This is a genomic window from Serratia sp. CY83965 (assembly GCF_052166375.1).
Taxonomy (GTDB): domain Bacteria; phylum Pseudomonadota; class Gammaproteobacteria; order Enterobacterales; family Enterobacteriaceae; genus Serratia; species Serratia marcescens.
Genome location: NZ_JBJNOV010000004.1, coordinates 290,083 through 313,527, shown reverse-complemented (window position 1 = coordinate 313,527; position 23,445 = coordinate 290,083). Strand labels below are relative to the sequence as shown.

The 23,445-nt window shown below is 60.6% G+C and carries 25 protein-coding genes; 15 read left to right on the top strand and 10 right to left on the bottom strand.

Going from position 1 to position 23,445, the window contains the following annotated elements; all coding sequences use genetic code 11:
• Positions 1–7: 7 nt before the first annotated feature.
• Positions 8–925: a LysR family transcriptional regulator gene (locus tag ACJ8PL_RS12375; RefSeq protein WP_079449840.1), complete on the bottom strand. Its 918-nt coding sequence runs from the start codon at positions 923–925 to the stop codon at positions 8–10.
• A 128-nt stretch (positions 926–1,053) separates the two neighbouring features.
• On the opposite strand from ACJ8PL_RS12375, the gene ACJ8PL_RS12370 reads away from it, so the two are divergent.
• Positions 1,054–1,653 carry an FMN-dependent NADH-azoreductase gene (locus ACJ8PL_RS12370; protein WP_089184733.1) on the top strand — a complete coding sequence of 200 codons (600 nt, stop codon included), beginning with the start codon at positions 1,054–1,056 and terminating at the stop codon, positions 1,651–1,653.
• A 50-nt stretch (positions 1,654–1,703) separates the two neighbouring features.
• On the opposite strand, the gene ACJ8PL_RS12365 is transcribed toward ACJ8PL_RS12370, so the two are convergent.
• Together ACJ8PL_RS12365 and fliE are read right to left on the bottom strand one after the other, a co-directional pair.
• Positions 1,704–3,722, bottom strand: a complete 2,019-nt coding sequence (locus ACJ8PL_RS12365) for a hypothetical protein (protein WP_442531193.1) — start codon at positions 3,720–3,722, stop codon at positions 1,704–1,706.
• A gap of 316 nt (positions 3,723–4,038) precedes the next feature.
• Positions 4,039–4,353: a flagellar hook-basal body complex protein FliE gene (gene fliE, locus ACJ8PL_RS12360; RefSeq protein WP_004934773.1), complete on the bottom strand. Its 315-nt coding sequence runs from the start codon at positions 4,351–4,353 to the stop codon at positions 4,039–4,041.
• 315 nt (positions 4,354–4,668) lie between these two features.
• Between fliE and fliF the strand changes: the two genes are divergently transcribed.
• The 14 genes from fliF (at position 4,669) to sra (ending at position 15,899) form a co-directional block, all read left to right on the top strand.
• Entirely contained in the window at positions 4,669–6,363 is a 1,695-nt protein-coding gene (gene fliF, locus ACJ8PL_RS12355; RefSeq protein WP_048794699.1) for a flagellar basal-body MS-ring/collar protein FliF, read from the top strand.
• On the top strand, positions 6,360–7,352 hold the full coding sequence (fliG, locus tag ACJ8PL_RS12350; protein ID WP_004934775.1) for a flagellar motor switch protein FliG: 993 nt from the start codon (positions 6,360–6,362) through the stop codon (positions 7,350–7,352). Before fliF ends, fliG begins: the two co-directional genes overlap by 4 nt.
• Positions 7,345–8,049, top strand: coding sequence for a flagellar assembly protein FliH (gene fliH / locus ACJ8PL_RS12345; RefSeq protein WP_016927310.1), 705 nt, complete (start codon positions 7,345–7,347; stop codon positions 8,047–8,049). The genes fliG and fliH overlap by 8 nt, the downstream gene beginning before the upstream one ends.
• A complete protein-coding gene (gene fliI, locus ACJ8PL_RS12340; protein WP_004934781.1) occupies positions 8,049–9,410 on the top strand; it encodes a flagellar protein export ATPase FliI in 1,362 nt (453 codons plus the stop codon). Before fliH ends, fliI begins: the two co-directional genes overlap by 1 nt.
• A gap of 21 nt (positions 9,411–9,431) precedes the next feature.
• The gene (gene fliJ / locus ACJ8PL_RS12335; protein WP_016927309.1) at positions 9,432–9,878 is read left to right on the top strand and encodes a flagellar export protein FliJ; all 447 of its coding nucleotides are present in this window, start codon (positions 9,432–9,434) and stop codon (positions 9,876–9,878) included.
• Complete coding sequence (locus ACJ8PL_RS12330; protein ID WP_016927308.1) at positions 9,875–11,104, top strand: flagellar hook-length control protein FliK; 1,230 nt, start codon at positions 9,875–9,877, stop codon at positions 11,102–11,104. The genes fliJ and ACJ8PL_RS12330 overlap by 4 nt, the downstream gene beginning before the upstream one ends.
• 165 nt (positions 11,105–11,269) lie before the next feature.
• Positions 11,270–11,755 carry a flagellar basal body-associated protein FliL gene (gene fliL / locus ACJ8PL_RS12325; protein ID WP_016927307.1) on the top strand — a complete coding sequence of 162 codons (486 nt, stop codon included), beginning with the start codon at positions 11,270–11,272 and terminating at the stop codon, positions 11,753–11,755.
• A 5-nt stretch (positions 11,756–11,760) separates the two neighbouring features.
• Positions 11,761–12,765: a flagellar motor switch protein FliM gene (gene fliM / locus ACJ8PL_RS12320; protein ID WP_004934798.1), complete on the top strand. Its 1,005-nt coding sequence runs from the start codon at positions 11,761–11,763 to the stop codon at positions 12,763–12,765.
• Positions 12,758–13,174: a flagellar motor switch protein FliN gene (gene fliN / locus ACJ8PL_RS12315; protein WP_004934799.1), complete on the top strand. Its 417-nt coding sequence runs from the start codon at positions 12,758–12,760 to the stop codon at positions 13,172–13,174. Before fliM ends, fliN begins: the two co-directional genes overlap by 8 nt.
• Positions 13,174–13,578 carry a flagellar biosynthetic protein FliO gene (gene fliO / locus ACJ8PL_RS12310; protein ID WP_197754854.1) on the top strand — a complete coding sequence of 135 codons (405 nt, stop codon included), beginning with the start codon at positions 13,174–13,176 and terminating at the stop codon, positions 13,576–13,578. The genes fliN and fliO overlap by 1 nt, the downstream gene beginning before the upstream one ends.
• Positions 13,575–14,336, top strand: coding sequence for a flagellar type III secretion system pore protein FliP (fliP, locus tag ACJ8PL_RS12305; RefSeq protein ID WP_004934802.1), 762 nt, complete (start codon positions 13,575–13,577; stop codon positions 14,334–14,336). Before fliO ends, fliP begins: the two co-directional genes overlap by 4 nt.
• Positions 14,337–14,357: 21 nt before the next feature.
• Positions 14,358–14,627: a flagellar biosynthesis protein FliQ gene (fliQ, locus tag ACJ8PL_RS12300; RefSeq protein WP_004934803.1), complete on the top strand. Its 270-nt coding sequence runs from the start codon at positions 14,358–14,360 to the stop codon at positions 14,625–14,627.
• A 2-nt stretch (positions 14,628–14,629) separates the two neighbouring features.
• On the top strand, positions 14,630–15,412 hold the full coding sequence (gene fliR, locus ACJ8PL_RS12295) for a flagellar biosynthetic protein FliR (RefSeq protein WP_110147109.1): 783 nt from the start codon (positions 14,630–14,632) through the stop codon (positions 15,410–15,412).
• Positions 15,413–15,764: 352 nt separating this feature from the next.
• Positions 15,765–15,899 carry a stationary-phase-induced ribosome-associated protein gene (gene sra, locus ACJ8PL_RS12290; RefSeq protein WP_087763075.1) on the top strand — a complete coding sequence of 45 codons (135 nt, stop codon included), beginning with the start codon at positions 15,765–15,767 and terminating at the stop codon, positions 15,897–15,899.
• Between the two features lie 272 nt (positions 15,900–16,171).
• On the opposite strand, the gene flgL is transcribed toward sra, so the two are convergent.
• The 7 genes from flgL to ACJ8PL_RS12255 all read right to left on the bottom strand — a co-directional run bounded on the left by flgL (position 16,172) and on the right by ACJ8PL_RS12255 (position 23,444).
• Positions 16,172–17,131: a flagellar hook-associated protein FlgL gene (gene flgL, locus ACJ8PL_RS12285; protein ID WP_016927302.1), complete on the bottom strand. Its 960-nt coding sequence runs from the start codon at positions 17,129–17,131 to the stop codon at positions 16,172–16,174.
• Positions 17,132–17,190: 59 nt separating this feature from the next.
• Positions 17,191–18,840 (bottom strand): flagellar hook-associated protein FlgK, encoded by a 1,650-nt coding sequence (flgK, locus tag ACJ8PL_RS12280; RefSeq protein WP_016927301.1) that lies wholly within the window; start codon positions 18,838–18,840, stop codon positions 17,191–17,193.
• Between the two features lie 207 nt (positions 18,841–19,047).
• Positions 19,048–19,992, bottom strand: a complete 945-nt coding sequence (gene flgJ / locus ACJ8PL_RS12275) for a flagellar assembly peptidoglycan hydrolase FlgJ (protein WP_442531192.1) — start codon at positions 19,990–19,992, stop codon at positions 19,048–19,050.
• Positions 19,992–21,092, bottom strand: a complete 1,101-nt coding sequence (locus ACJ8PL_RS12270) for a flagellar basal body P-ring protein FlgI (RefSeq protein ID WP_004934816.1) — start codon at positions 21,090–21,092, stop codon at positions 19,992–19,994. The genes flgJ and ACJ8PL_RS12270 overlap by 1 nt, the downstream gene beginning before the upstream one ends.
• A gap of 10 nt (positions 21,093–21,102) precedes the next feature.
• Positions 21,103–21,804, bottom strand: a complete 702-nt coding sequence (gene flgH, locus ACJ8PL_RS12265; protein WP_004934817.1) for a flagellar basal body L-ring protein FlgH — start codon at positions 21,802–21,804, stop codon at positions 21,103–21,105.
• An 83-nt stretch (positions 21,805–21,887) separates the two neighbouring features.
• Entirely contained in the window at positions 21,888–22,670 is a 783-nt protein-coding gene (gene flgG, locus ACJ8PL_RS12260) for a flagellar basal-body rod protein FlgG (RefSeq protein WP_049299126.1), read from the bottom strand.
• 18 nt (positions 22,671–22,688) lie between these two features.
• Positions 22,689–23,444, bottom strand: a complete 756-nt coding sequence (locus ACJ8PL_RS12255; protein ID WP_016927299.1) for a flagellar basal body rod protein FlgF — start codon at positions 23,442–23,444, stop codon at positions 22,689–22,691.
• Position 23,445 lies beyond the last annotated feature (1 nt).

The following is a 23,445-nucleotide window of genomic DNA, read 5'->3' as shown; positions in this document are numbered from 1 at the left end:
TACACGCTCAGGCCGACGCGAACCGCGTCAGCCTGCCAGGCAGCTCCGCCACCAGTTTGTCTACCGCCAGCCGCACCTTGAGCGGCTGGTAAGGCATATAGGGCCACACGACGTTCACCGGGAAACTGAGGCTGGACTCACCGCGCATGATCTCCACCAACGTCCCCGCCATCAAGCGCTCGCGCACCAGCCACTCCGGCAGCCAGGCAATACCGGCGCCGGCGGACACCGCATCGACGATCCCCTGCATGTCATCCATCATCATCTTGGCCGGTGGCCTGAAAGGCCGCAGCTCGCCGTTTTCGCCGCGAAGCTGCCAGGGCAGCACGGCGCCGGCGTGCAGATACCCCACCGCCTGATGTCGGCTTAACGCCTCTACCGTTCTCGGCTCGCCGCAGCGCTGCAGATAATCGGGCGAGGCGCACAGCAGCATGCCGTGTTCGCCCAAGCGCCGGGCAACCAGGCTGCCGCTGTCCGCCAGCTCGCCAATGCGAACCGCCAGATCGAACCCCTCGTCGATCAGATCGATCCTGCGGTCGCTGAATGAAATTTCCAGCGTCAGCAAGGGATGTTCATTCGCCAGCGCCGTCAACACGGGCGCAATGCACAAATGGCCGAACAGCACCGGCACCGAGACTCTGAGCCGGCCGCTGACCTGCATCTTGCCGCTGTCGAGCTGGTTTTCCGCCGCCTGAACGTTTGCCAACGCCTGCCGGCAGTGCTCATAGTACAGCGCCCCTTCATCCGTCAGGCTCAGGCTGCGCGTGGTGCGCATAAACAACATCACGCCAAGCCGAGCCTCGAGACGCGATACGATTTTGCTGACCGCAGAGCGCGTCAAATGCAGTTTCTCTGCGGCGGCGGCGAAACTGCCGCCTTCCGCCACGGCGACAAACGCCGGCAGTGCGCTGAGATCGCTTTTCATCTTAATGCATCCAAATTGGAATCAATTTAGTGAAAACCTATCACCACTGGTGAACATCAAGCAATGATAACCTGCAGTCATTCCGAATCCCCGGTGAAAACCACAGATGACCGTCAGAGGACAACAGCATGAAAAAAATACTGGTACTCAAATCCAGCATTATGGGAAATGACTCGCAGACCAATAACCTGATTGACCGCTATCTGGCGGCGCGTAAGGCGAAAGGACACGAAGATCGGATCGTCGAACACGATCTGACGGCGTTGGATCTGCCGGTATTGGACGGCGAGCTGTTCGGTGCGCTGCGCGGCGCGGAAAACATCAGCCCACGCGCCAAAGCGGCGGTGGCGCTCTCCGACCGGCTGATTGCCGAACTGAAAGAGAGCGATCTGCTGCTGCTCGGCGCGCCAATGTACAACCTCAACGTCCCGACCCAGCTGAAAAACTGGTTCGATCTGGTGGCCCGCGCCCGGATGACCTTCAACTATACCGCCACCTACCCGGTGGGGCTGGTGGAAGGCGTCAATGCGCTGGTATTCAGTTCACGCGGCGGCATGCACGCCGGGCATCCGACCGATGCCGTAACGCCCTACCTGCGTTCGGTGCTGGGGTTGATGGGGATCGGCGACGTGCAATTTATCTATGCCGAAGGGCTGGATATGAGACCGCACGGCCTCGCGCAGGGGCTGGCGAATGCCCACCAGCGGATCGTGGAGTTAGTGGGCTGACGCAAAAATATCAATAGGATGAAAGGCAGTCCATTGCCTAATTTATTTTCCTAAGCGCCATCAATGCGTATTTGTATATTCCCACCGGCGCTGCTTGAAAGTGTTAAGCGGCCGCCAGTGGGCCACGTAAGATTTAAAACATCATCACCACCTTGATAGTAAACATCTTTAACGACAGTGACAGGTTCACTATCTTTCAATTTATATAATGTAAATATCGCAACCGTGGTGTCAGTTTTTAAATAAACTCTGGCTACTCCACTTGTTTTCCCCCACACTGAACGTTGAAGCATCGTAGGCGTGTTCGCTTGAAGCAACATCGTTGTTGCCATACTACCCACCTGTGACTTTAATAAAGGCGGCTCTCTCAATTCAGACGAGTAGTTAAATACCGGTGAAGGTATCAACGACACACTATGCATCCGCAATGCGCCGCCCGATATCGATGGCGCTGCACAGCAGATATCCCAAATAGAATAAAGAGGGGTGCTTTCAATGGTAATACGCGCCACATAATAGCCACCTTCAATCGTCCACGGGATTTTCTTCTCTATTTTTGTCGCCTCAGTATAGTTATCATCGGTTGCCGTCACCCGGATACCCGGAGAATCGCCGATAGCAGTTGCATAAGCCATAACGGTCATCGTACCGGTCTGGTTGACATCAAAGGTCCTATTTAATAATCCGGAATAATAGGACATCGCAGTATTACTGCTTGTCACCTCTTGCGCAACAACCTTAACACCGTTACCGGAAATATTAAAACCCACAGGCATCCCGTTATTCTGGTCAACAGTCAGCAAGCGGGAATTGGGAATATAATTACCATAGGTTCTTTCAAGATTAATCCGCCGACTTCCGATGGTAATGTCACCATTCATCATATTGCTTTTTAATGGGTTATTTAATTCTAATGTTCCCTTTGATGGCAAAATCGCTGAGTTCAGAATCAAGCTGCAACCCGCAGGGTCAGCAAAGTAAAAGAAGGTGTCAGTGCTTTCCCCCAGTAAGGGAGAACCCAGTTGGAATTTCCATCCATTGAGATAATATTGCGCTATCTGTGTTTGGGTCGAGTTACTTAGCGTCATCATGCCCTTTAAGCGTGCATAGTCATGAATGAATGTTCCGCCAAAGAAGTCCACAATTCTTGCACCAGAAGCATTCGAATTCACGAGAGTGCCACATTTATCAAAAAGAAAATTGCTACCTGACAGGGTCATTAGCCGCGTGGTCCCTTTTTGATCATTGTTGAACACAACTCCTTTACCAAAACCATGAATATTGCTCAGCATCATGCCGTCATGCTCTGAAAAATCAAACATAATGCTTGTTTCCAGCTTAGCCGCTGCGGTGATAGTACTAAAATTAGGCCGAACAACATTCGGATTGCAATGAATATTATCAAAAACCCCTACATCGGCGCACTTCTCCACATGAAAATCGATGCCATAAGCAAAACCATAAATGTTTTGGCAGAACGGCGCCTCACCTTGCTGCGAGAAAAAATTCCAGGCACCAGCATATAGAATGTTAGTAACTGAACATGAACGCCCTACGGTGTGAAAAGTATAACCATACTGAATAAACATTGCCGGATCGGTGATATTCTTTGGCTGTTCATCGTAATAGATCACGAAGCCATCAAATGAAGGACTGATTGTACATTCGAATAGATTAGTTCCTGGTTCCCCCTGTGTTGCTGGCTTTGTACGCACTAACAACACCGAAGGTTCAGCTTTAGGATTAAAACCAGCTGTCATTATGCTTTGATTTCGCCCAGTTCGATAACCTCTGACGGTGACCCCAACAGGCACTTTTAACGAAACATCGCCGGTAATAAGAAAGGTTCCATCGATCCAGACGGTTTTATGCTGCGTTGTCGCCGCATAATCCAATGCCTGCTGAAATATTTCACGACAATCGGTATTGCCCGTAGGATCGGCTCCGAATCGCGATAGCGTCACGCCAAGTTGCGCATGCACATTGGTATAGCCATTATTAATGCTGCCTAATTGCGAAGTTACATCAGTATCATTAATTACGGTGGCAGCGGCACTTAAATTATTCATAAACACCTCGGTGTAGATTCAGAAGAATGGAAATAACGAGCGCAGACTACGGCAGCGTGCCGTATTATGAACGTATCAAGAATTCTCAGAGTCACAGAGTTATAACCGCTGTTTCAGGTACTACAGGACCGCTGCCAAACGGGGAAATCCGCTATTGACCGAATAATGGGTGTTTACGATAAAAATGGGGAGCGCTATATCGCTATATACAGAGAGGTGTAAGCACAGATAAGAAAGGGTTAAAGCCATAAAGCGGCCTACCACCTCCCAGGCAGGCCGCTTTCAGCAGGTGAAACCACGCTGATGTCGCGTAGTATCACACCGGCATATTCATAATATCCTGGTAGGCCGCCACCAGCTTGTTGCGCACCTGCACGCCCAGCTGCAAAGACACCGACGATTTCTGCAGATCGACCATCACATCGTTCAGGCTGATGCCTGGCGCGCCCAGCTCGAAATCCTGCGCCTGCTTGCGCGCCGTTTGCTGGGTCTCGCTGATCTTGCCGAGCGCCGCGGTCAGTTCGCTGGCGAAGCTGACGCCCTGCGGCGCCGCATTCTGCCCCATCTTGCCGGCCTGAACCGCCATGGTCTGCATCTGCTGCAGCACCCCTTCAATGCCCTGAATCGCCATCTGGTCCTCAATCATCTCGTCTCGCCGGGTGACGTTTTCACCCTGCACTTCTCCAATGATGCACACCCTAGCACAGCGTTTTCGGACCTAAAGCGGTTAATTAACTGCAAAAAACCCGGCTTATCGGGCAATCGGAATTGTCTGATAAGGCGAATAATGGCCTGCCCAGAAATGGGAGCGCCGCTATTTAGAAGATATGTGTATCAGGGAGTCTGTTTTGTCACACAACGCTAACCATACCGTTCATCAGCCTGGCAGGGAGCTGCTCAGCGGCCCGTACGGGATCGTGAGCGCCATTGAAGGACGAGACCTAAAATGAGTGCTTCGATAACCGCCGGCGAAAGCCGCGACAACGGCCTGCAGGCCATCTGGAACCGTCTGCGCGCCAACCCGAAAATTCCGTTGCTGGTCGCCGCTTCCGCCGCGATCGCGATCGTCGTCGCGCTGCTGTTGTGGGTGAAAAGCCCCGACTACCGCGTGCTGTACAGCAATCTGAACGACCGCGACGGCGGCGCCATCGTCACCCAACTGACGCAGATGAACATCCCTTACCGCTTTGCCGAGAATGGCGCGGCGCTGCTGATCCCGGCGGAAAAGGTGCATGAAACCCGTCTGCGTCTGGCGCAGCAAGGGCTGCCGAAAGGCGGCGCCGTCGGCTTCGAACTGCTGGACCAGGAAAAATTCGGCATCAGCCAGTTCAGCGAGCAGATTAACTATCAGCGCGCCCTCGAGGGCGAGCTGTCGCGCACCATCGAATCGCTGGGGCCGGTGCAAAACGCCCGCGTTCACCTGGCGCTGCCTAAACCTTCGCTGTTCGTGCGCGAACAGAAATCCCCTTCCGCCTCGGTAACGCTCACCCTGCAACCCGGCCGTGCGCTGGACGACGGCCAGATCAACGCCATCGTTTATATGGTGTCGAGCAGCGTCGCCGGCCTGCCGCCGGGCAACGTGACCGTGGTCGATCAGGCCGGCCGCCTGCTGACCCAGTCCGACGGCACCGGGCGCGATCTCAACGCTTCGCAGCTGAAATACGCCAACGAAGTGGAAAACGGCTTCCAGCGCCGCATCGAAGCGATCCTCGCTCCGGTGGTCGGCAGCGCCAACGTGCGTGCGCAGGTCACAGCACAGATCGACTTCGCCACGCGCGAGCAAACCGATGAACAATACCAGCCGAACCAGCAGCCGGACAAAGCCGCTATCCGCTCCCAGCAAACCAGCCTGAGCGAACAGATCGGCGGGCCGCAGGTGGGTGGCGTGCCAGGCGCGCTGTCCAACCAACCGAGCGCGCCGGCCACCGCGCCGATTGAAACCGCCAAGCCCGCGGCAGGCAACAATGCCAACGCCACCGCGCAAAACGCCGCAACCACCCGCAGCGCGGCGGCCAGCGGCGTGCCGCAAAATACCCGACGCGACGCGACCACCAACTACGAGCTCGATCGCACCATCCGCCATACCCAGCACAAAGCCGGCACCGTGCAGCGTCTGTCGGTCGCCGTGGTGGTCAACTACCTGGGCACCGGTAAAGACGGCAAACCGCAGCCGATGGGCAAAGAGCAGTTGGCGCAGATCGAAGCGCTGGTGCGTGAAGCGATGGGCTACTCCAGCAGCCGTGGCGATACCCTGAACGTGGTCAATACGCCGTTTACCGACACTCAGGTGACCGGTGGCGAACTGCCGTTCTGGCAAAGCCAGTCGTTTATCGATCGCCTGATCGACGCGGGCCGCTATCTGCTGGTGCTGCTGGTGGCCTGGCTGCTGTGGCGCAAACTGGTGCGGCCGCAGCTGCAACAGCGCCAGGCTGCGCAACAGGCCGCCATCGCCGCCGCCAACGCCCCTGCCGCCAAAGCGGTCGACAGCAACAAACCGAGCAACGAGGAGCTGGCGCAGCGTCGCAAATCGCAGCAGCGCGTCAGCGCAGAAGTCCAGAGCCAGCGGATCCGCGATCTGGCTGACAAAGACCCGCGCGTGGTCGCTCTGGTAATCCGCCAATGGATGAGTAACGAGATATGAGCCTGACCGGAACCGACAAAAGCGCCATCTTGCTGATGACGCTGGGTGAAGATCGCGCGGCGGAGGTGTTCAAACACCTCTCCTCGCGCGAAGTACAGCTGCTGAGCGGCACCATGGCCGGCATGAGCCAGGTTTCACACAAACAGCTCGGCGAAATACTGACCGAGTTTGAAGACGACGCCGAGCAATACGCGGCGCTGAGCGTCAACGCCAGCGACTACCTGCGCTCGGTGCTGGTCAAGGCGCTGGGCGAAGAGCGCGCCGCCAGCCTGCTGGAAGACATTCTCGAATCGCGCGAGACCACCACCGGCATGGAAACGCTCAACTTTATGGAGCCGCAGAGCGCCGCCGATCTGATCCGCGACGAACACCCGCAGATCATCGCCACTATTTTGGTGCACCTCAAACGCGGCCAGGCGGCGGACATCCTGGCCCTGTTCGACGAGCGCCTGCGCAACGACGTGATGCTGCGTATCGCCACCTTCGGCGGCGTGCAGCCGGCGGCGTTGGCAGAGCTGACCGAAGTGCTGAACAACCTGCTCGACGGCCAGAACCTCAAGCGCAGCAAAATGGGCGGGGTGCGCACCGCCGCCGAGATCATCAACCTGATGAAAACCCAGCAGGAAGAAGCGGTCATCGACGCGATGCGCGAATACGACGGCGAGCTGGCGCAGAAGATCATCGACGAGATGTTCCTGTTCGAAAACCTGGTGGAAGTCGACGATCGCAGCATCCAGCGCCTGCTGCAGGAAGTGGAAGGCGAGTCGCTGCTGATCGCGTTGAAAGGCGCCGAACAGCCGCTGCGCGAGAAGTTCCTCAAGAACATGTCGCAACGCGCCGCCGACATCCTGCGCGACGATCTGGCCAACCGTGGGCCGGTGCGCATGTCGCAGGTGGAGAACGAGCAGAAAGCCATCCTGTTGGTGGTAAGACGCCTGGCGGAAACCGGCGAAATGATCATCGGCGGCGGCGAGGACACCTATGTCTGATCGCATTAACACCCTGCCCTGGCAGCCCTGGTCGCTCAACGATTTGGGCGAACAGAAACCGGCGTTCGAACTGCCGCCGCTGCCGGATCTCGAACAAAGCGATCCGTCGCCGGACGCGCAGGCCGAATTGCAGCAGCAGTTGGCGACGCTGCGGCTGCAGGCCGAGCAACAGGGCCAGCAGTTGGGCTATGCCGACGGCCAGCAAAAAGGCTATGAAGCCGGTTTTCAGTCCGGTCTGGAAGAAGGCCGTCAGCAAGGGCTGTTGGAAGCGCAGCAGCAGCAACAGCCGCTGACCGCCCACTGGCAGCAGTTGGTTACTGAATTCCAGCACACGCTGGACGCGCTCGACAGCGTGATCGCTTCGCGGCTGATGCAACTGGCATTGACCGCCGCCAAACAGGTGCTGGGCCAGCCGCCGGTGTGCGACGGCACCGCCCTGCTCGCGCAGATCCAACAGCTGATTCAACAGGAGCCGATGTTCAACGGCAAGCCGCAGCTGCGGGTCCACCCGGACGACTATCCACGCGTCGAGCAGCAGTTGGGGGTTACCCTCAGCCTGCACGGCTGGCGCCTGTTGGCGGACGGCGAACTGCATCCGGGCGGCTGCAAGGTCAGCGCCGAGGAAGGCGATCTTGACGCCAGCCTGGCGACGCGCTGGCATGAACTGTGCCGCCTGGCGGCACCGGGAGAAGTCTGATGACCGCGCGTCTCGGCCGCTGGCTGAGTTCTCTGGATACGCTGGAAAAACGCATCGCCCGCGCGCCGACGGTGCGCCGCTACGGTCGCCTGACCCGCGCCACCGGGTTGGTGCTGGAGGCTACCGGCCTGCAGCTGCCGCTCGGGGCGACCTGCCTCATCGAACGGCACGACGCCGGTGAGGTGCAGGAAGTGGAAAGCGAAGTGGTCGGCTTCAACGGCCAACGGCTGTTCCTGATGCCGCTGGAAGAAGTCGAAGGCATCGTGCCGGGCGCGCGGGTTTACGCCCGCATCGCGCCGGAAGGCCAAAGCGCCGGCAAACAGCTGCCGCTCGGCCCGGCGCTGCTGGGGCGCGTGCTGGACGGCAGCGCCAAACCGCTCGACGGCCTGCCTTCGCCGGAAACCGGTTACCGCGCGCCGCTGATCACCGCGCCGTTCAACCCCTTGCAGCGCACGCCGATCGAGCAGGTGCTGGACGTGGGGGTGCGCACCATCAACGGTCTGCTGACCGTCGGTCGCGGCCAGCGCATGGGCCTGTTCGCCGGCTCCGGCGTCGGCAAGAGCGTGTTGCTCGGCATGATGGCCCGTTATACCCAGGCGGATGTGATCGTCGTTGGCCTGATCGGCGAGCGCGGCCGCGAGGTCAAAGACTTTATCGAGAACATTCTCGGCGCCGAAGGCCGGGCGCGCTCGGTGGTGATCGCTGCGCCGGCGGACGTGTCGCCGCTGCTGCGCATGCAGGGGGCGGCCTACGCCACCCGCATCGCCGAAGATTTCCGCGATCGCGGGCAGCACGTGTTGCTGATCATGGACTCCCTTACCCGCTACGCCATGGCGCAGCGTGAGATCGCCCTGGCCATCGGCGAACCGCCGGCGACCAAAGGCTATCCGCCCTCGGTCTTCGCCAAGCTGCCTGCGCTGGTGGAACGCGCGGGCAACGGCATCAGCGGCGGCGGCTCCATCACCGCCTTCTACACCGTGTTGACCGAAGGGGACGATCAGCAAGATCCGATCGCCGACTCGGCGCGCGCCATCCTCGACGGCCACGTGGTGCTGTCGCGGCGGCTGGCGGAGGCCGGCCACTACCCGGCGATCGACATCGAAGCGTCAATCAGCCGCGCCATGACATCGCTGATCGACGAAGAGCATTACCGCCGGGTACGCACCTTCAAGCAGATGCTGGCCAGCTATCAGCGCAACCGCGATCTGATCAGCGTCGGCGCCTACGCGGCGGGCAGCGATCCGTTGCTGGACAAAGCGATGACGCTGTACCCGCAGATGGAAGCGTACCTGCAACAGGGCATCTTTGAACGCAGCGGCTACGATGAAGCCTGTCAACAGCTGCAGCAGTTGATTGTTTAACGTCACCAGAGGCGCACAGCGATGAAATCACAATCCCCCCTGATTACCCTGCGCGATCTGGCGCAGGATGCGGTGGAACAGGCCGCGCAACAGCTTGGCCAGGTGCGGCAGGCGCAGCAGGCGGCGGAGCAACAGCTGTCGATGCTGCTCAACTATCAGGACGAATATCGCCAGAAGCTGAATCATACGCTTTGCGACGGCATGGACAGCTCTCGCTGGCAAAACTACCAGCAGTTTATCGGCACGCTGGAACAGGCCATCGACCAGCACCGCCAGCAGCTGCTGCAGTGGGGGCAGAAAGTGGATCATGCGGTGAAGCAATGGCAAGACAAACAACAGCGGCTGAATGCTTTCGAGACTCTGCATACCCGCGCCATAAATGCGGAGCAGCAGCAGGAGAATAAACGGGATCAAAAACTGATGGATGAGTTCGCTCAACGCAGTGCACAAAGGAATATCAACCCATGAATCTGAACGCCCTGCCCGGCCTGGCCTTACCCGGCGATGCCGGCGGTCTGGCCGAACTGACGTCGGCGCTGGATGAGAGCCAGCTGTCATCCGCTTTCGCCCAACTGCTCGGCGCACGTTTTGCGCCCGCCGCCGACGGCAAACAGCCGCCGGTCGCGCTGAGCGCGGACGATGAACGCGCCCCGGCCCTGAGCCGCAATCAGCTCAATCAACTGCTGGCCACCTTCGGCGAGCGCGGCGGCCTGCTGCCGGGTCTGGCAACCCCAGCCGACGCGCTTTCACCTGAAGGCGCCGAGAGCGAGACGCTCGTGGCCGGCGATAAACCGGCGCAGCCGCCGATCGCCGCCGCCAAAGAGCTGGATGCCGCGACGCTGCAGGCGCTGTATGCCATGCTGCCGGCCGCGATCGTCGCCCAGCCTCAGCCAGCCGATGGCCAACGGCCGCTGCCGGTGGAAAACGCTGACGATGCGGCCGCGCTGCAGACCGGCAATGGCCTGCTGAACATTGCGGCGGCCGGTGATAACACCGCCGCGCGTTCATCGGCATCCCCTGCTCCGACAGGAACAGGCACGAAAACGCCTGCAGCCGATGGCGATAATGCCACGGCGGCGCTCCCGCAATCGACCAGCGGCGAGCGCGCAAGTGCCGCACAGCCGCTGCCGGCGGGCGATACCCAGCAGCAGCCGACGCTCAATCACGCCGTCGCCCTGGCCGCCGCCAGCCCAACGCAAACGGCCGCCCCGGCCGGCTCACTGGTGACGGCGCCGCCTACGCCGCAGTTAAACGCGCAGTTGGGTAGCCCGGAATGGCAGCAGGCGTTGAACCAACAGGTGCTGATGTTCCATCGCAACGGCCAGCAAAGCGCCGAGCTGCGTCTGCATCCGCAGGAGCTGGGCGCCTTGCAGATCACGTTGAAACTGGACGATCAGCAGGCGCAACTGCACATCGCCTCCGCTCACGGCCAGGTGCGCGCGGCGGTGGAAGCGGCGATGCCGCAGCTGCGCCACGCGCTGGCGGAGAGCGGCATCAACCTGGGGCAGAGCAGCGTGGGCGGCGAGTCCACGCCACAATGGCAACAGGCGCAGCAGCAGGCCTCCAACAGCCAGGGGCGTTCCAGCTATGCGGAACACCCTGGCGATGAGGCTGCGGCCGCCGATGGCGTCAGCGCGCCGATGGCGCTGCAGCGCATGGCCAGCGCGGTCAACGGCGTCGATATTTTCGCCTGAGCCGCCGCAAACGCCCAAGCTGGCACCCATTTGCGCGTCTATTCAGGCTATTGCACGCCGCGATAGACGCGATAATACCTTTACATGTCATGCGTGCGGCTTTGCCGCGCGCCATGCCCGCCGCCTCGCCGGCCGCGGGTGGAACAACAGGAATTAGATTTGGCTATGTCTCAGAACACCCTTCCGGCAGCACCGAAACGCTCCCTTCTGGTCATCCTGCTGGTGTTGATCAGCGTCGTCGCCTGTGGCGCCGCGGGCTACAGCTGGTGGCTGCTGCAACAGCATAAAAACGGCGCCGAACCGGCCGCCGCCAAACAGCAACCGCCGGCCGCGCCGGTGTTCATGCCGCTCGACACCTTTACCGTCAACCTGGTGACGCCGGACAACAACCCGGATCGCGTGCTGTACATCGGCCTCACGCTGCGTCTGCCGGACGAAAGTACCCGCCGTCAGCTGAACGATTTTCTGCCGGAAGTGCGCAGCCGCTTGCTGATGCTGCTCTCCCGCCAGGAAGCGAGCCAGTTGGCCAATGAACAAGGGAAGCAACAGCTGGTGGCGCAGATTAAGGACGTGCTCAGCCCGCCGCTGGTTAAGGGACAACCGAAGCAGGTGGTCAGCGACGTGCTGTTCACCGCCTTCATACTGCGGTAATCACTATGGGCGATAGCATTCTTTCACAGGCAGAGATCGACGCCTTGCTCAACGGCGACAGCGCGGGTGATGAACCCGAGGCGGTGGTCGGCAAAGAGAGCGAGGTCAAGCCTTACGATCCGAACACCCAGCGCCGCGTGGTGCGCGAGCGTCTGCACGCGCTGGAAATCATCAACGAACGTTTTGCCCGGCAGTTCCGCATGGGGTTGTTCAACCTGCTGCGCCGCAGCCCGGACATTACCGTCGGCCCGATCAAAATCCAGCCGTATCACGAGTTCGCCCGCAACCTGCCGGTGCCGACCAACCTGAACCTGGTGCATCTGAATCCGCTGCGCGGCACTGCTCTGTTCGTGTTCGCGCCGAGTCTGGTGTTCATCGCCGTCGACAACCTGTTCGGCGGCGACGGCCGCTTCCCGACCAAGGTCGAAGGCCGCGAATTCACTCCGACCGAACAGCGGGTGATCAAACGCATGCTGCGCCTGGCGCTGGACGCCTATGGCGACGCCTGGAGCGCCATCTACAAAATCGATGTGGAATACGTGCGCGCCGAAATGCAGGTGAAGTTCACCAACATCACCACCTCGCCGAACGACATCGTGGTCACCACGCCGTTCCAAGTGGAGATCGGCGCGCTGACCGGCGAGTTCAACATCTGCATTCCGTTCGCGATGATCGAACCGCTGCGCGAGCTGTTGACCAACCCGCCGCTGGAAAACTCGCGGCAGGAAGACAGCCACTGGCGCGAAACCCTGGTGAAGCAGGTGCAGCATTCCGAACTGGAACTGATCGCCAACTTCGTCGATATCCCGATGCGGCTGTCGAAAGTCCTGAAGCTGCAACCGGGCGATGTATTACCGATAGACAAGCCGGAACGCCTGATCGCCCATGTGGACGGCGTACCGGTTCTGACCAGCCAATACGGCACGTTGAACGGGCAATACGCCCTGCGTGTTGAACATTTGATTAACCCTATTTTGAATGCTCTGAGTGAGGAACAGCCCAATGAGTGATCCTAAGCAACCGTCTGGCGAAGGAAAGGAATCCGTAGACGATCTGTGGGCTGATGCGTTTAACGAGCAGCAGTCTTCAGAGAAATCCGGCGCGAGCACCGAAGGGGTGTTCAAGTCGCTGGAAGCTCAGGATGCGCTCGGCAGCCTGCAGGATATCGACCTGATCCTGGATATTCCGGTCAAGCTGACCGTGGAACTGGGGCGCACCAAGATGACCATCAAAGAGCTGCTACGCCTGTCGCAAGGCTCGGTGGTGGCGCTGGACGGCCTGGCCGGCGAACCGCTGGATATCCTGATCAACGGTTACCTGATCGCGCAAGGTGAAGTGGTGGTGGTGGCCGACAAGTTCGGCGTGCGCATCACCGACATCATCACCCCCTCCGAACGCATGCGTCGACTGAGCCGCTGATGACCGCCGCGGCGCCCGTTACCGTCCAAAGCACCCCCCCCCCCGCCGCGCCGGCCTTGCCGGCCGGTTCGGTGTTGATGCAGGTCAGCAGCGCGCTCGGCGGCATTCTGCTGCTGATCCTGCTGGCCGGTTGGCTGTTCCGTCGGCTGGGTTTCGCCCCGCAGGCGCGCAACAACAAACTGCTCAACCTGCGCGCCAGTTGCCAGGTCGGGCAGCGTGAACGCGTGGTGGTGGTGGAAGTCGACGACACCTTGCTGGTATTGGGCGTCACCGCCCAGCAGATCACCCCGCTGCACACCCTGCCCGCCCCGCCGAAAGACGAGGGCGCGGCCGACGCGGCGACACCGGCGGACTTCCGTCAACTGATGCAAAAAGTTATGAAACGCCCGGAAAAATCGGCATGACCTCGACTCTTCATACCCTCGTCCGCCGCCCGGCGGTTTGGCTCCCCGCCGCCCTGCTGCTGATCAGCCCGGCGGCTTTTGCACAACTGCCGGGGCTGATCAGCCAACCGCTGGCCAATGGCGGCCAAAGCTGGTCGCTGCCGGTGCAGACGCTGGTGCTGTTGACTTCACTGACCTTCCTGCCGGCCATGCTGCTGATGATGACCAGCTTCACCCGCATCATCATCGTGCTCGGCCTGCTGCGCAACGCGCTGGGCACGCCTTCGGCGCCGCCGAACCAGGTGATGCTGGGGCTGGCGCTGTTCCTGACCTTCTTCATCATGTCGCCGGTGTTCGACAAGGTTTATCAGGACGCCTATCTGCCGTTCAGCCAGGACAAGATCGGGCTGGAGGTCGCACTGGATAAAGGCGCGCAGCCGCTGCGCGAATTCATGCTGCGGCAAACGCGCGAAACCGATCTCGCGCTGTACGCCAGACTGGCCAATCAGCCGCCGCTGGCCGGCCCGGAAGCGGTGCCGATGCGCATCCTGCTGCCCGCCTACGTCACCAGTGAACTGAAAACCGCCTTCCAGATCGGCTTTACGGTGTTTATTCCGTTCTTGATCATCGACCTGGTGGTCGCCAGCGTGCTGATGGCGCTGGGGATGATGATGGTGCCGCCGGCCACTATCTCGCTGCCGTTCAAGCTGATGCTGTTCGTGCTGGTCGATGGCTGGCAGCTGCTGCTCGGCTCGCTGGCGCAGAGCTTCTATTCGTAACCCCTGACCGGAGAACGCGAGATGACACCTGAATCGGTTATGGCGCTCGGCACCGAGGCGATGAAAGTCGCGCTGGCGCTGGCCGCCCCGCTGCTGCTGGCGGCGCTGATCAGCGGCCTGGTCGTCAGCCTGCTGCAGGCCGCCACCCAGATCAACGAAATGACGCTGTCGTTCATCCCTAAAATTCTGGCGGTGGTGGCCACCATCATCATCGCCGGCCCCTGGATGTTGAACCTGCTGCTGGACTACATGCGCACCCTGTTCAGCAACCTGCCAACCCTGATCGGCTGACCGTGCTCGCCTTCGACAGCGCCCAGCTCACCGTCTGGCTCAGCCACTACTTTTGGCCGCTGCTGCGCATTCTGGCGCTGATAAGCACCGCGCCGATATTCAGCGAAAAGCAAATCAGCAAAAAGGTCAAAATCGGCCTTGGCGGGCTGATCGTCATCCTGATTGCGCCGACGCTGCCCGCCAGCAATATCCCGATCTTCTCCGCCGCCGGCCTGTGGCTGGCGATCCAACAGATTCTGATCGGCGTGGCGCTGGGATTGACCATGCAGTTCGCCTTCGCGGCGGTGCGCCTGGCGGGCGAAGTGATCGGCATGCAGATGGGCCTGTCGTTCGCCACCTTCTTCGATCCCAGCGGCGGCCCGAACATGCCGGTGCTGGCGCGCCTGCTCAACCTGCTGGCGATGCTGCTGTTCCTCAGCTTTGACGGCCATCTGTGGCTGATTTCGCTGCTGGCGGACAGTTTCCACACCCTGCCTGTCCAAACGCAGCCGCTGAACGGAAACGGCTTCCTGGTGCTGACTCAGGTCGGCTCGCTGATCTTCATCAACGGCATGATGCTGGCGCTGCCGCTGATCTGCCTGCTGCTGACGCTCAACATGGCGCTCGGCCTGCTCAACCGCATGACGCCGCAGCTGTCGGTCTTCGTGATCGGCTTCCCGGTCACCATGACCTTCGGCATCATGACGCTGGGCATGATGATGCCGATGCTGGCGCCGTTCTGCGAACACCTGTTCGGCGAAGTGTTCGATCGATTGGCGGCGGTGATCGGCGGCATGACCTTCTGAATCCGGCGGCCCCTTCCTTCCCCCTCTTCCGCCTAAGACAAAATGGCAATAAAAACGCTTTCTTGGGACAAAAGCCTGAGAAACGGCTTTTATCCGGATTAAGGTTCAAATGTCTCCGGCGGCTTGAATAAATAAAACCCCGACCTAGAATAGACCCGGCAACAGAAATATCGCTTGTACCACGCTAGCCATCAGCGGCGATAAAAACGTTGACTCCCAAGTGAAAATAAAAAATAACGCAGTCACGCAGGGTTAAATGCGCGACAGATAACTTACACCCTGAATAAATGCGTCCGGCACCCGCCGGCTGCAGGGCGCAGCATCGACCTTTGCTAACCACAGGAGCGAATTCATGATTAAAGCGAAAAGCAACCGAAAAGCACGCCGGTTATTCGGTTTGACCCACTGGAAAAGCAACAAGTTTAGAGTTTCGTTTACCGAGACGGCCGACGGCGGAAAATGGAAAGTGGAGAAGAAAAAGAAATAGCAGCGCTATTTATCGTCAGGGAAATAATATCTATCGCGATTTTTCCGCCACTGATTTCAATCATGCCGTTACGCATTAAACAGGGGTGACAATCTTATTATTACTTTCCTGATGAAAAAAAGGCGCGTCACTCAGTCAGTAGTGGGAGAACGAGTGACGCGCCAAACGAGTGCGCCCGGTTTCAAGAAGCCTCCCTCCCCGCGGGGCGGAGAAGGCATTTTCTAAGCGCACTAAAGGGAAACCCGTCGCGGTCAGGCAACGGGGTATTGCTCTTAACGATTCATCTGGAACAGCGACATGCCCTGCATATCGCTGAAGGTTTTATACGACGCCTGCAGCGCCGCCTGCTGCATGAAATAAGACGAGATAGACTCGGCCAGGTCGGCATCCGTCAACGCGCTCATCTGGATCTGGTTGGTCATGTCACGCTCTTTACCGATGCTGTCCAGCTGATCCATCTCCTGCAGCTGGCTGCCCAGCTCGGCGCGCACGCTCAGCACGTTGTTGTAGGAGTTGTCCAGGCCGCGGTTGGCTTTCGCCAGCGCATCGTTCACCTGCTGCTTGGTGGCCTCGTCGGCGCCCTGCAGCGGGGTTTTCAGCGCGTTCAGCGCGATATCGATGCTCTCGAATACGTTGCTGACCGGCGCGCTGCCGTCCGGCTCGGGCTTAGGGTTGCTGGTCAACGACATGAACACCGCGTTGCCGGTATGGCCGATGGTCATGGTGCGGTTGGCGTCCACTTTCTGCTGAACCGTCTTGTCGCCGCCCTGATAGCTGACGGTGCCGCCGTTATCGACGAACGGCGCCTTGTCGTTCACATACCCGCCGAACATATAGCGGCCGTTGCCGTCGGTGCTGTTGGCCTGATTCAGCAGCTGATCTTTCAGCCCCTGCAGCTGGGTGGCCAGCGACTGGCGATCGTTATCGCTTTCGGTGCCGCCGGCGTTGACGATCAGCGCCTTCATGTCCGCGATGGTGGAGGTCGCGCCGGCCAATACCGTTTCTTCCATCGACACGTTCTGACGAGCGAAGGTGCGCGCCAGCGTGTACTGGCTGTTTTCCGCCTGCGATTGCGACAACATCACCGCGCGCGACGCCGCCAGCGGATCGTCGGACGGGTTGATCACCCGCTTGCCCGAAGAAAGCTGCTCGGCCGCCTTCATGAACAGCGACTGGTTGCCCGTGATGCCGTTCATGTTCTGTTGGTACATCATGCTGGTGCTCATGCGCATGCTGTGGGTTCCTTACTCTGAGCGACCGGCGCCGTTATCGGCGCCGATTAACAATGAAATCAACGAATATTCAGCAGCGCGTCGAACAGCGAGCTGGCGGTCTGAATCACCTGCGCGTTGGCCATGTAGTACTGCTGGAAACGCAGCAGCTCGCCATACTCTTCGTCAAGGTTGACGCCGGACATCGACTGCTGTTGCGCGCCCAGTTGCGTGACGATCTTGGCCTGCGACGTGGCGATGGCCTTGGCGGCAGCGGTCTGGTTGCCGACGCCGCTGACGATGCCGGCGTAAGCGCCGCTCAGGGTCGCCTTGCCGTCCACCAGGTTTTTGGTCTGCAGATCCAGCAGCTTCTTGGCGTTTTCGTTATCGCCGCGCCCGCTGTCGTCTTTACCGGCGGCGGCGATCTTGGACGAATCGGTGATGGCCACTTTCAGGTTGCCCGCCACGTCGCTGACCGGCTTCACGGTGAAGCTGTCTTTGGCTTGCGCATTGCCGTCGATGCTCACTTCCAACCCGTCGAAGTTCAGCGTCGGTTTGCCGTCGGCGCTGGTGCCCGGCGTCGCGTTGACTTTCACGTTGTCCGGCAGGCGGCTGACCTGCCAGTTGCTGCCGTCGAACTCGACGCGATAATCGTTGGCTTTCACCTTGCCGGTATCGGTATAAGCGACCGACAGCGACGCGTCGCCGGTGTTGCGGGTGTTATCCACCACCCGGCCGCCGCTGAAGCTGAAGAAGTCGCCGCCCGCATCGCCGTTCAGATCGAAGCCGGCGCGATGCTGTTGGTTAAAGCTGTCCGCCATCGCCAGCGCCAACTGGCCCAGTTGATTGCGCACGCCGTCCAGCGTTTCGCTGCGGAATTTCAGCACGCCGCTCAGCGTGCCGCTGGTGATCTGGCCTTCCGGCACTTCGCTGGCGCCGTTGCCGCGGTTATAGCCGATGGTCAGACGGGAAGGATCGCTGCTGGAAGGCACGGCTTCCACCTGATAGGTGTTGCTGCCCTGCACCAGCGTCAAGCCGTTGGCGAAGGAGACGGTATAGGCGTCGCCGTCCTGCTGCGTGACCTGTACGCCCACCAGCTGGTTCAATTCTGTGACCAGCTGATCGCGCTGATCCAGCAACGCATTCGGCTCGCCGGCGGCGCTGCCGCGCAAACGGGTGATCTCGTCGTTCAGCTTGGCGATCTGTTGGCCGTAGCTGTTGATCTGCTGCGCCGTATCGCTGATCTGCTGATTAACGCCGTTATCCATATCGCGCAGGAATTTATCGGTGTTGTTGAACTGGTTCACCAGGCCGTTAGCCTTGCCCAGCACCGTCTGGCGCGCGGCGTCGTCACCGGCGTTGCTCACCAGGTTCTGCAGGTTGGTGAAGAAGTCCTGCATGTTGGTCGACAGCGGGTTGGTCTTGCTCGCCAACAGGTTGTCGATCTGTGAAATCTTCTCGTAATAGGCGTTTTGCGCCCCGAACGCGCTTTGTGCGCCGCGCAGCTGGTTGGTGATGAACTGGTTGTATTCGCGGTTGACGCTGGTGACGGTCACGCCGTTGCCGATAAAGCCGCTCATGGTGGCCATGCCGCCATTCTGCGCCAGGATCGCGGTCTGGCGGTTGTAGCCCGCCACGTTGTAGTTGGAGATGTTGTTGCTGACGGTACTGAGCGCCACCTGAGCCGCATTCAGCCCGCTCATCGCGGTATTGATTAAGCTATTGGACATCGGAATTCCTTATGCTGCGGCGCCGGTGGCCCACAGGGTTCTTAATTGAGCTGCTGAGCCTGTTCGCTCAGCCTGTTTCGGTTATCGGCAAAAATGAGAAGAACTTGAGGAAAAAAAGCGGCAATGCGGTCAGCATCCAGCGAGCCTCCATTGCCGCCTACCCCCTAAATAATTGGCGCCGCTGCAGCGTCAAGAATGACGGGGGATTTAGAACAAATCGTTCAGATCGTGGGTATAGGCTTTCACCGCCTGCTCCCCCGCGTTCTTCATCTGCTGAATCACGCTGACCAGTTTGCTGGCGTACTGCGGGTCGGTGGCGTACCCGGCGCGTTGCAGCGCATGCGCCGCCTGCTCCGGGCTGCGCGCAGCGGCCACATCGGCGTAGCGCGGGTTGTTGGTCAACAGCTTGACGTAATCGGCGATCGCTTCCACATAGGAACCGTAGACGCGGAACTTCGCCTTCACCTTCTTCGCCGCACCCTGTTCGAACTCGGTGGTGGTGATCTCCGTCACCGGTCCGCTCCAGCTGCCGCCGGCCTTGATGCCGAACAGGTTGTAGCTCGGCGTGCCGTCTGATGTCGGGATTTCGCGCTGCCCCCAACCGGACTCCAGCGCCGCCTGCGCGACGATCAGCTGATGCGGAATGCCGCTCTGCTGGCTGGCGACCTTCGCCGGTATCGACAGGCGAGCGACGAAGTTGCCGTTGTTGAGCGACAGCGGCGCGGCGGCCGGCGGGGCCTTCGGCATCGCCCGGCGCACCATTTGCTCCAGCGCCTGGTTCGGCAGCGTTTGCAGCACCTCGTTGTCCAGCGCCATCGGCGACAGGCCCGCCGTTTCGCTCGGCACCGCGTTGGCGTTGCTCATCTGCTTGACCATCATGTCGGCCAGCCCCAGCCCTTTTTGCGACATCTGCTGGGCGATTTGCTGGTCGTACATCGAGGTATACAGCCGCGTTTGGTCGCTGCTCAACACCCCGTCCTGCGGCAAGGCGGAACGCATGCTTTTCAGCATCATCTGCACGAACATGCCTTCTACCTGCTGCGCCACCTGCTCGAGGTTGCCCTGCGGGTCGGCTGCCGCGTCGCGCTTCAGGCCGTTCAGCGCCTGGGCGTCATAGGCCGCGCCCGACATCGCCATCAGATCGCCGGCCATCAGATGATTTCCAGCTTGGCGCGCAGGCAGCCGGCGCTTTGCATCGCCTGCAAGATCGACATCAGATCGATCGGCGTGGCGCCCAGCGCGTTCAGCGCCCGGATCACGTTGTTCAGGTTGGCGCTGGCGTTCACTTTCTGCAGCGATCCGCCCTGCTGTTGCACCGAGATCTGGGTGTTAGGCGTCACCACCGTCTGGCCGCCGCCGAACGGCGTCGTCGGTTGGCTGACGGTGTTCTGCCGATCGACCACCACCGACAGGTTGCCCTGGGCGACGGCGCAAGAATCGAGGATCACATCGCGGTTCATCACCACCGACCCGGTGCGCGAGTTGATGATCACTTTGGCGTCCATCGCCCCGACGTTGACGGTGATGTTTTGAATCTCCGCCAGGAAGCGCACCTGAGAGCTATTGCCCTGCGGCACCAGCACCTGGATCGTGCGGGCGTCGAGCGGCGTCGCGGTGCCGCCGCCGCGTTGGCGGTTGATGGCGTCGCTGATCTGCTGCGCCAGCGTGAAATCCTCGTCGTTCAGCTGAAGGTTGAGAACGCCGCCGCTGCCGAAGGTGGTCGGCAGCTCGCGCTCGATGGTGGCGCCGTTGCTGATGCGCCCGCCCGCCAGCTGGTTGACCTGCACGCTGCTGCCGCCGGCCGCCGCGCCCGCGCCGCCGACCAGCACGTTGCCCTGCGCCAGCGCATAGACCTGATTATCCACGCCTTTGAGCGGCGTCATCAGCAAAGTGCCGCCGCGCAGGCTCTTGGCGTTGCCCATCGAAGAAACCACCACGTCGATATTCTGCCCGGCGCGTGAGAACGGCGGCAGTTTGGCGGTCACCATCACCGCCGCCACGTTTTTCAGCTGCATGTTGGTGCCCGGCGGCACGGTGATGCCCAGCTGCGACAGCATGTTGCTCAAGCTTTGGGTGGTGAACGGCGTCTGCATGGTCTGGTCGCCGGAGCCGTCCAGCCCCACCACCAGGCCGTAGCCGATCAGGGCGTTGTCTCGCACGCCCTGCACCGTCACCAGATCGCGGATGCGCTCCGCCGCCGCCGGCAAGCACACCAGCCCGACGCACAGCGCGATAAACCATTTTTTCAGCATCAGTCAATCCTTAGAACGGTGAAACATTTAAGAAGAAGCGCTGCAGCCAGCCCATGGTCTGCGCTTCGTTGATATAGCCATTGCCGACGTATTCGATACGCGCGTCCGCCACCTGCGTCGAGGTCACCGAGTTGTTGCCGCTGATGGTGCGCGGGTTGACGACGCCGGAGAAGCGGATGAATTCGGTGCCCTGGTTGATGGCGATCTGCTTTTCCCCCACCACGTGCAGGTTGCCGTTGGCCAGCACCTGGTTGACCGTCACCGTGATGGTGCCGTTGAAGGTGTTGTTGGCGTTGGCGCCGCCCTTGCCGCCGAAGGTGCTGTCGCCGGAAATGTCCATATCGGCGCGCGCATTGCCCAACAGGCCGTCGAGATAACGCGGCGAGGTGGCGACGCCGAACTTGCTGGCGCCGTTGCGGCTGGCGTTGGCGGAGGAGCTTTTGCTGGCGCTGACGTTTTCCTGCAGCACGATGGTCAGGGTGTCGCCGACGTTGCGCGGCCGGCGGTCTTCGAACAGCGGCTGATAGCCGTAGTTCATCGGCTGCACCGTCTGGAAGATCGAGCCGTTCGGCATCGGCGCGCTGGCCGGCGCGGGTTGCGCCGTGGTCGCGCCGTCCACCAGCGGTTTGTGCGGAATATAAGCGCAGCCGCTCAGCGTCAGCATCACCATTCCCGCCAGCCAGCGTTGTCCCTGCCGCGGCAGGATTGCCATCGAATATGTGGTTACCACGGGTATCGCCTTTGTTTCACGAAAGAGAATGACGGGCGCGGCATGCCGGGCCCGTCAAGGACAGATTACAGTTGCGTCAGCTTTTGCAGCATCTGATCGGAGGTCGATACCGCTTTGCTGTTGATCTCATAAGCGCGCTGAGTCTGGATCATGTTGACCAGCTCTTCCGCCACGTTGACGTTGGAGGTTTCCACGTAGCCCTGATACAGCAGACCGGCGCCGTTCAGCCCCGGCGTGCTCTCGTTCGGCGCGCCCGAGCTTTCGGTTTCCTGATACAGATTCTCGCCCACGCTCTCCAGACCGCTGTCGTTGACAAAGGTCGTCAGCGTCAGTTGGCCCACCTGCTGGGCGGTGGTTTGCCCTTGCTGGGTGACGCTGACGATGCCGTCGCGGCCGACGGTGATGGACAGCGCGTTCGCCGGAATGGTGATCGCCGGCTGCACCTGGAAACCGCTGGAGGTGACCAACTGGCCGTTCTGATCGATCTGGAACGACCCGTCGCGGGTGTAGGCCTGGGTGCCATCCGGCAGCATCACCTGGAAGAAACCCTGCCCCTTGATGGCGACGTCTTTGCTGTTGTTGGTCTGCGACAGGTTGCCCTGGCTGTGCAGCCGCTCGGTCGCCACCGGACGCACGCCGGTGCCGATCTGCAGACCGGAAGGCAGCGTAGTCTGCTCGGAGGACTGCGCGCCCGGCTGACGCATGGTCTGGTACAGCAGATCTTCAAATACCGCACGCTGGCGCTTGAAGCCGTTGGTGCTGACGTTCGCCAGGTTGTTGGCGATCACGTCCATGTTGGTCTGCTGCGCGTCCAGACCGGTTTTGGCAATCCATAAGGATGGAATCATCGGTTATTTCCTTGCTGCTTAGCTCACTGAGAGCAGTGAGTTGGCACGCTGTTCGTTTTCATCCACGCTGTGGATGACCTTCATTTGCATTTCAAAACGGCGGGCGTTGGCGATCATGTCGACCATGGTCTCCATCGGCTTGACGTTGCTGCCTTCCAGCACCCCGGGCATTACCCGCACCTGCGGATCGTTTTGCAACTGATTGCCGCGCTGCTGTTGGGTTTCCGGCGTCAGGCGGAACAGCCCGTCGTCACCGCGCATCACTTCGCGTGCATCGGCCTTCACCAGCTTCAGGCGGCCGATCTGCGCGATGGTGTTCGGCGGATCGCCGGCGTTCAGCGCCGAAATGGTGCCGTCGGCCGCGATGGTGATCTCCGCCGACGGCGGCACCTCGATTGGGCCGCCGTCGCCCATCACCGGCATCCCCTGCACCGTCAACTGCCCGGTGGAGGAAATCTGAATGTTGCCGTTGCGGGTATAGGCCTCACCGCCGCCCGGCAGACTCACCGCCAGGAAACCGTCCTGCTGCAGCGCCACGTCCAGCGGGCGCGCCGTGTAGTTCAGCGCCCCCTGGCTCATGTCGGCGCCCGGCGTCGACGCGGTTACCAATGTGCGTGTCGCCAGGCTCGGCCCGTCGACCGGCACCGCGCGCAATGCGGCGAGCTGGGCGCGAAAGCCCGGCGTCGACGCATTGGCCAGGTTGTTGGCGGTAATGGACTGCTGTTCCAGCGTTTGGCGCGCCGCGCCCATCGCGGTATAAATCGCGTGATCCATA

What these genes read in the sequence shown, in the direction of transcription:
- ACJ8PL_RS12375 (WP_079449840.1), bottom strand. Translation starts at nt 925, where the DNA reads ATGAAAAGCGATCTCAGCGCACTGCCGGCGTTTGTCGCCGTGGCGGAA.
- ACJ8PL_RS12370 (WP_089184733.1), top strand. Translation starts at nt 1,054, where the DNA reads ATGAAAAAAATACTGGTACTCAAATCCAGCATTATGGGAAATGACTCG.
- ACJ8PL_RS12365 (WP_442531193.1), bottom strand. Translation starts at nt 3,722, where the DNA reads ATGAATAATTTAAGTGCCGCTGCCACCGTAATTAATGATACTGATGTA.
- fliE (WP_004934773.1), bottom strand. Translation starts at nt 4,353, where the DNA reads ATGGCGATTCAGGGCATTGAAGGGGTGCTGCAGCAGATGCAGACCATG.
- fliF (WP_048794699.1), top strand. Translation starts at nt 4,669, where the DNA reads ATGAGTGCTTCGATAACCGCCGGCGAAAGCCGCGACAACGGCCTGCAG.
- fliG (WP_004934775.1), top strand. Translation starts at nt 6,360, where the DNA reads ATGAGCCTGACCGGAACCGACAAAAGCGCCATCTTGCTGATGACGCTG.
- fliH (WP_016927310.1), top strand. Translation starts at nt 7,345, where the DNA reads ATGTCTGATCGCATTAACACCCTGCCCTGGCAGCCCTGGTCGCTCAAC.
- fliI (WP_004934781.1), top strand. Translation starts at nt 8,049, where the DNA reads ATGACCGCGCGTCTCGGCCGCTGGCTGAGTTCTCTGGATACGCTGGAA.
- fliJ (WP_016927309.1), top strand. Translation starts at nt 9,432, where the DNA reads ATGAAATCACAATCCCCCCTGATTACCCTGCGCGATCTGGCGCAGGAT.
- ACJ8PL_RS12330 (WP_016927308.1), top strand. Translation starts at nt 9,875, where the DNA reads ATGAATCTGAACGCCCTGCCCGGCCTGGCCTTACCCGGCGATGCCGGC.
- fliL (WP_016927307.1), top strand. Translation starts at nt 11,270, where the DNA reads ATGTCTCAGAACACCCTTCCGGCAGCACCGAAACGCTCCCTTCTGGTC.
- fliM (WP_004934798.1), top strand. Translation starts at nt 11,761, where the DNA reads ATGGGCGATAGCATTCTTTCACAGGCAGAGATCGACGCCTTGCTCAAC.
- fliN (WP_004934799.1), top strand. Translation starts at nt 12,758, where the DNA reads ATGAGTGATCCTAAGCAACCGTCTGGCGAAGGAAAGGAATCCGTAGAC.
- fliO (WP_197754854.1), top strand. Translation starts at nt 13,174, where the DNA reads ATGACCGCCGCGGCGCCCGTTACCGTCCAAAGCACCCCCCCCCCCGCC.
- fliP (WP_004934802.1), top strand. Translation starts at nt 13,575, where the DNA reads ATGACCTCGACTCTTCATACCCTCGTCCGCCGCCCGGCGGTTTGGCTC.
- fliQ (WP_004934803.1), top strand. Translation starts at nt 14,358, where the DNA reads ATGACACCTGAATCGGTTATGGCGCTCGGCACCGAGGCGATGAAAGTC.
- sra (WP_087763075.1), top strand. Translation starts at nt 15,765, where the DNA reads ATGATTAAAGCGAAAAGCAACCGAAAAGCACGCCGGTTATTCGGTTTG.
- flgL (WP_016927302.1), bottom strand. Translation starts at nt 17,131, where the DNA reads ATGCGCATGAGCACCAGCATGATGTACCAACAGAACATGAACGGCATC.
- flgK (WP_016927301.1), bottom strand. Translation starts at nt 18,840, where the DNA reads ATGTCCAATAGCTTAATCAATACCGCGATGAGCGGGCTGAATGCGGCT.
- flgJ (WP_442531192.1), bottom strand. Translation starts at nt 19,992, where the DNA reads ATGGCCGGCGATCTGATGGCGATGTCGGGCGCGGCCTATGACGCCCAG.
- ACJ8PL_RS12270 (WP_004934816.1), bottom strand. Translation starts at nt 21,092, where the DNA reads ATGCTGAAAAAATGGTTTATCGCGCTGTGCGTCGGGCTGGTGTGCTTG.
- flgH (WP_004934817.1), bottom strand. Translation starts at nt 21,804, where the DNA reads ATGGCAATCCTGCCGCGGCAGGGACAACGCTGGCTGGCGGGAATGGTG.
- flgG (WP_049299126.1), bottom strand. Translation starts at nt 22,670, where the DNA reads ATGATTCCATCCTTATGGATTGCCAAAACCGGTCTGGACGCGCAGCAG.
- ACJ8PL_RS12255 (WP_016927299.1), bottom strand. Translation starts at nt 23,444, where the DNA reads ATGGATCACGCGATTTATACCGCGATGGGCGCGGCGCGCCAAACGCTG.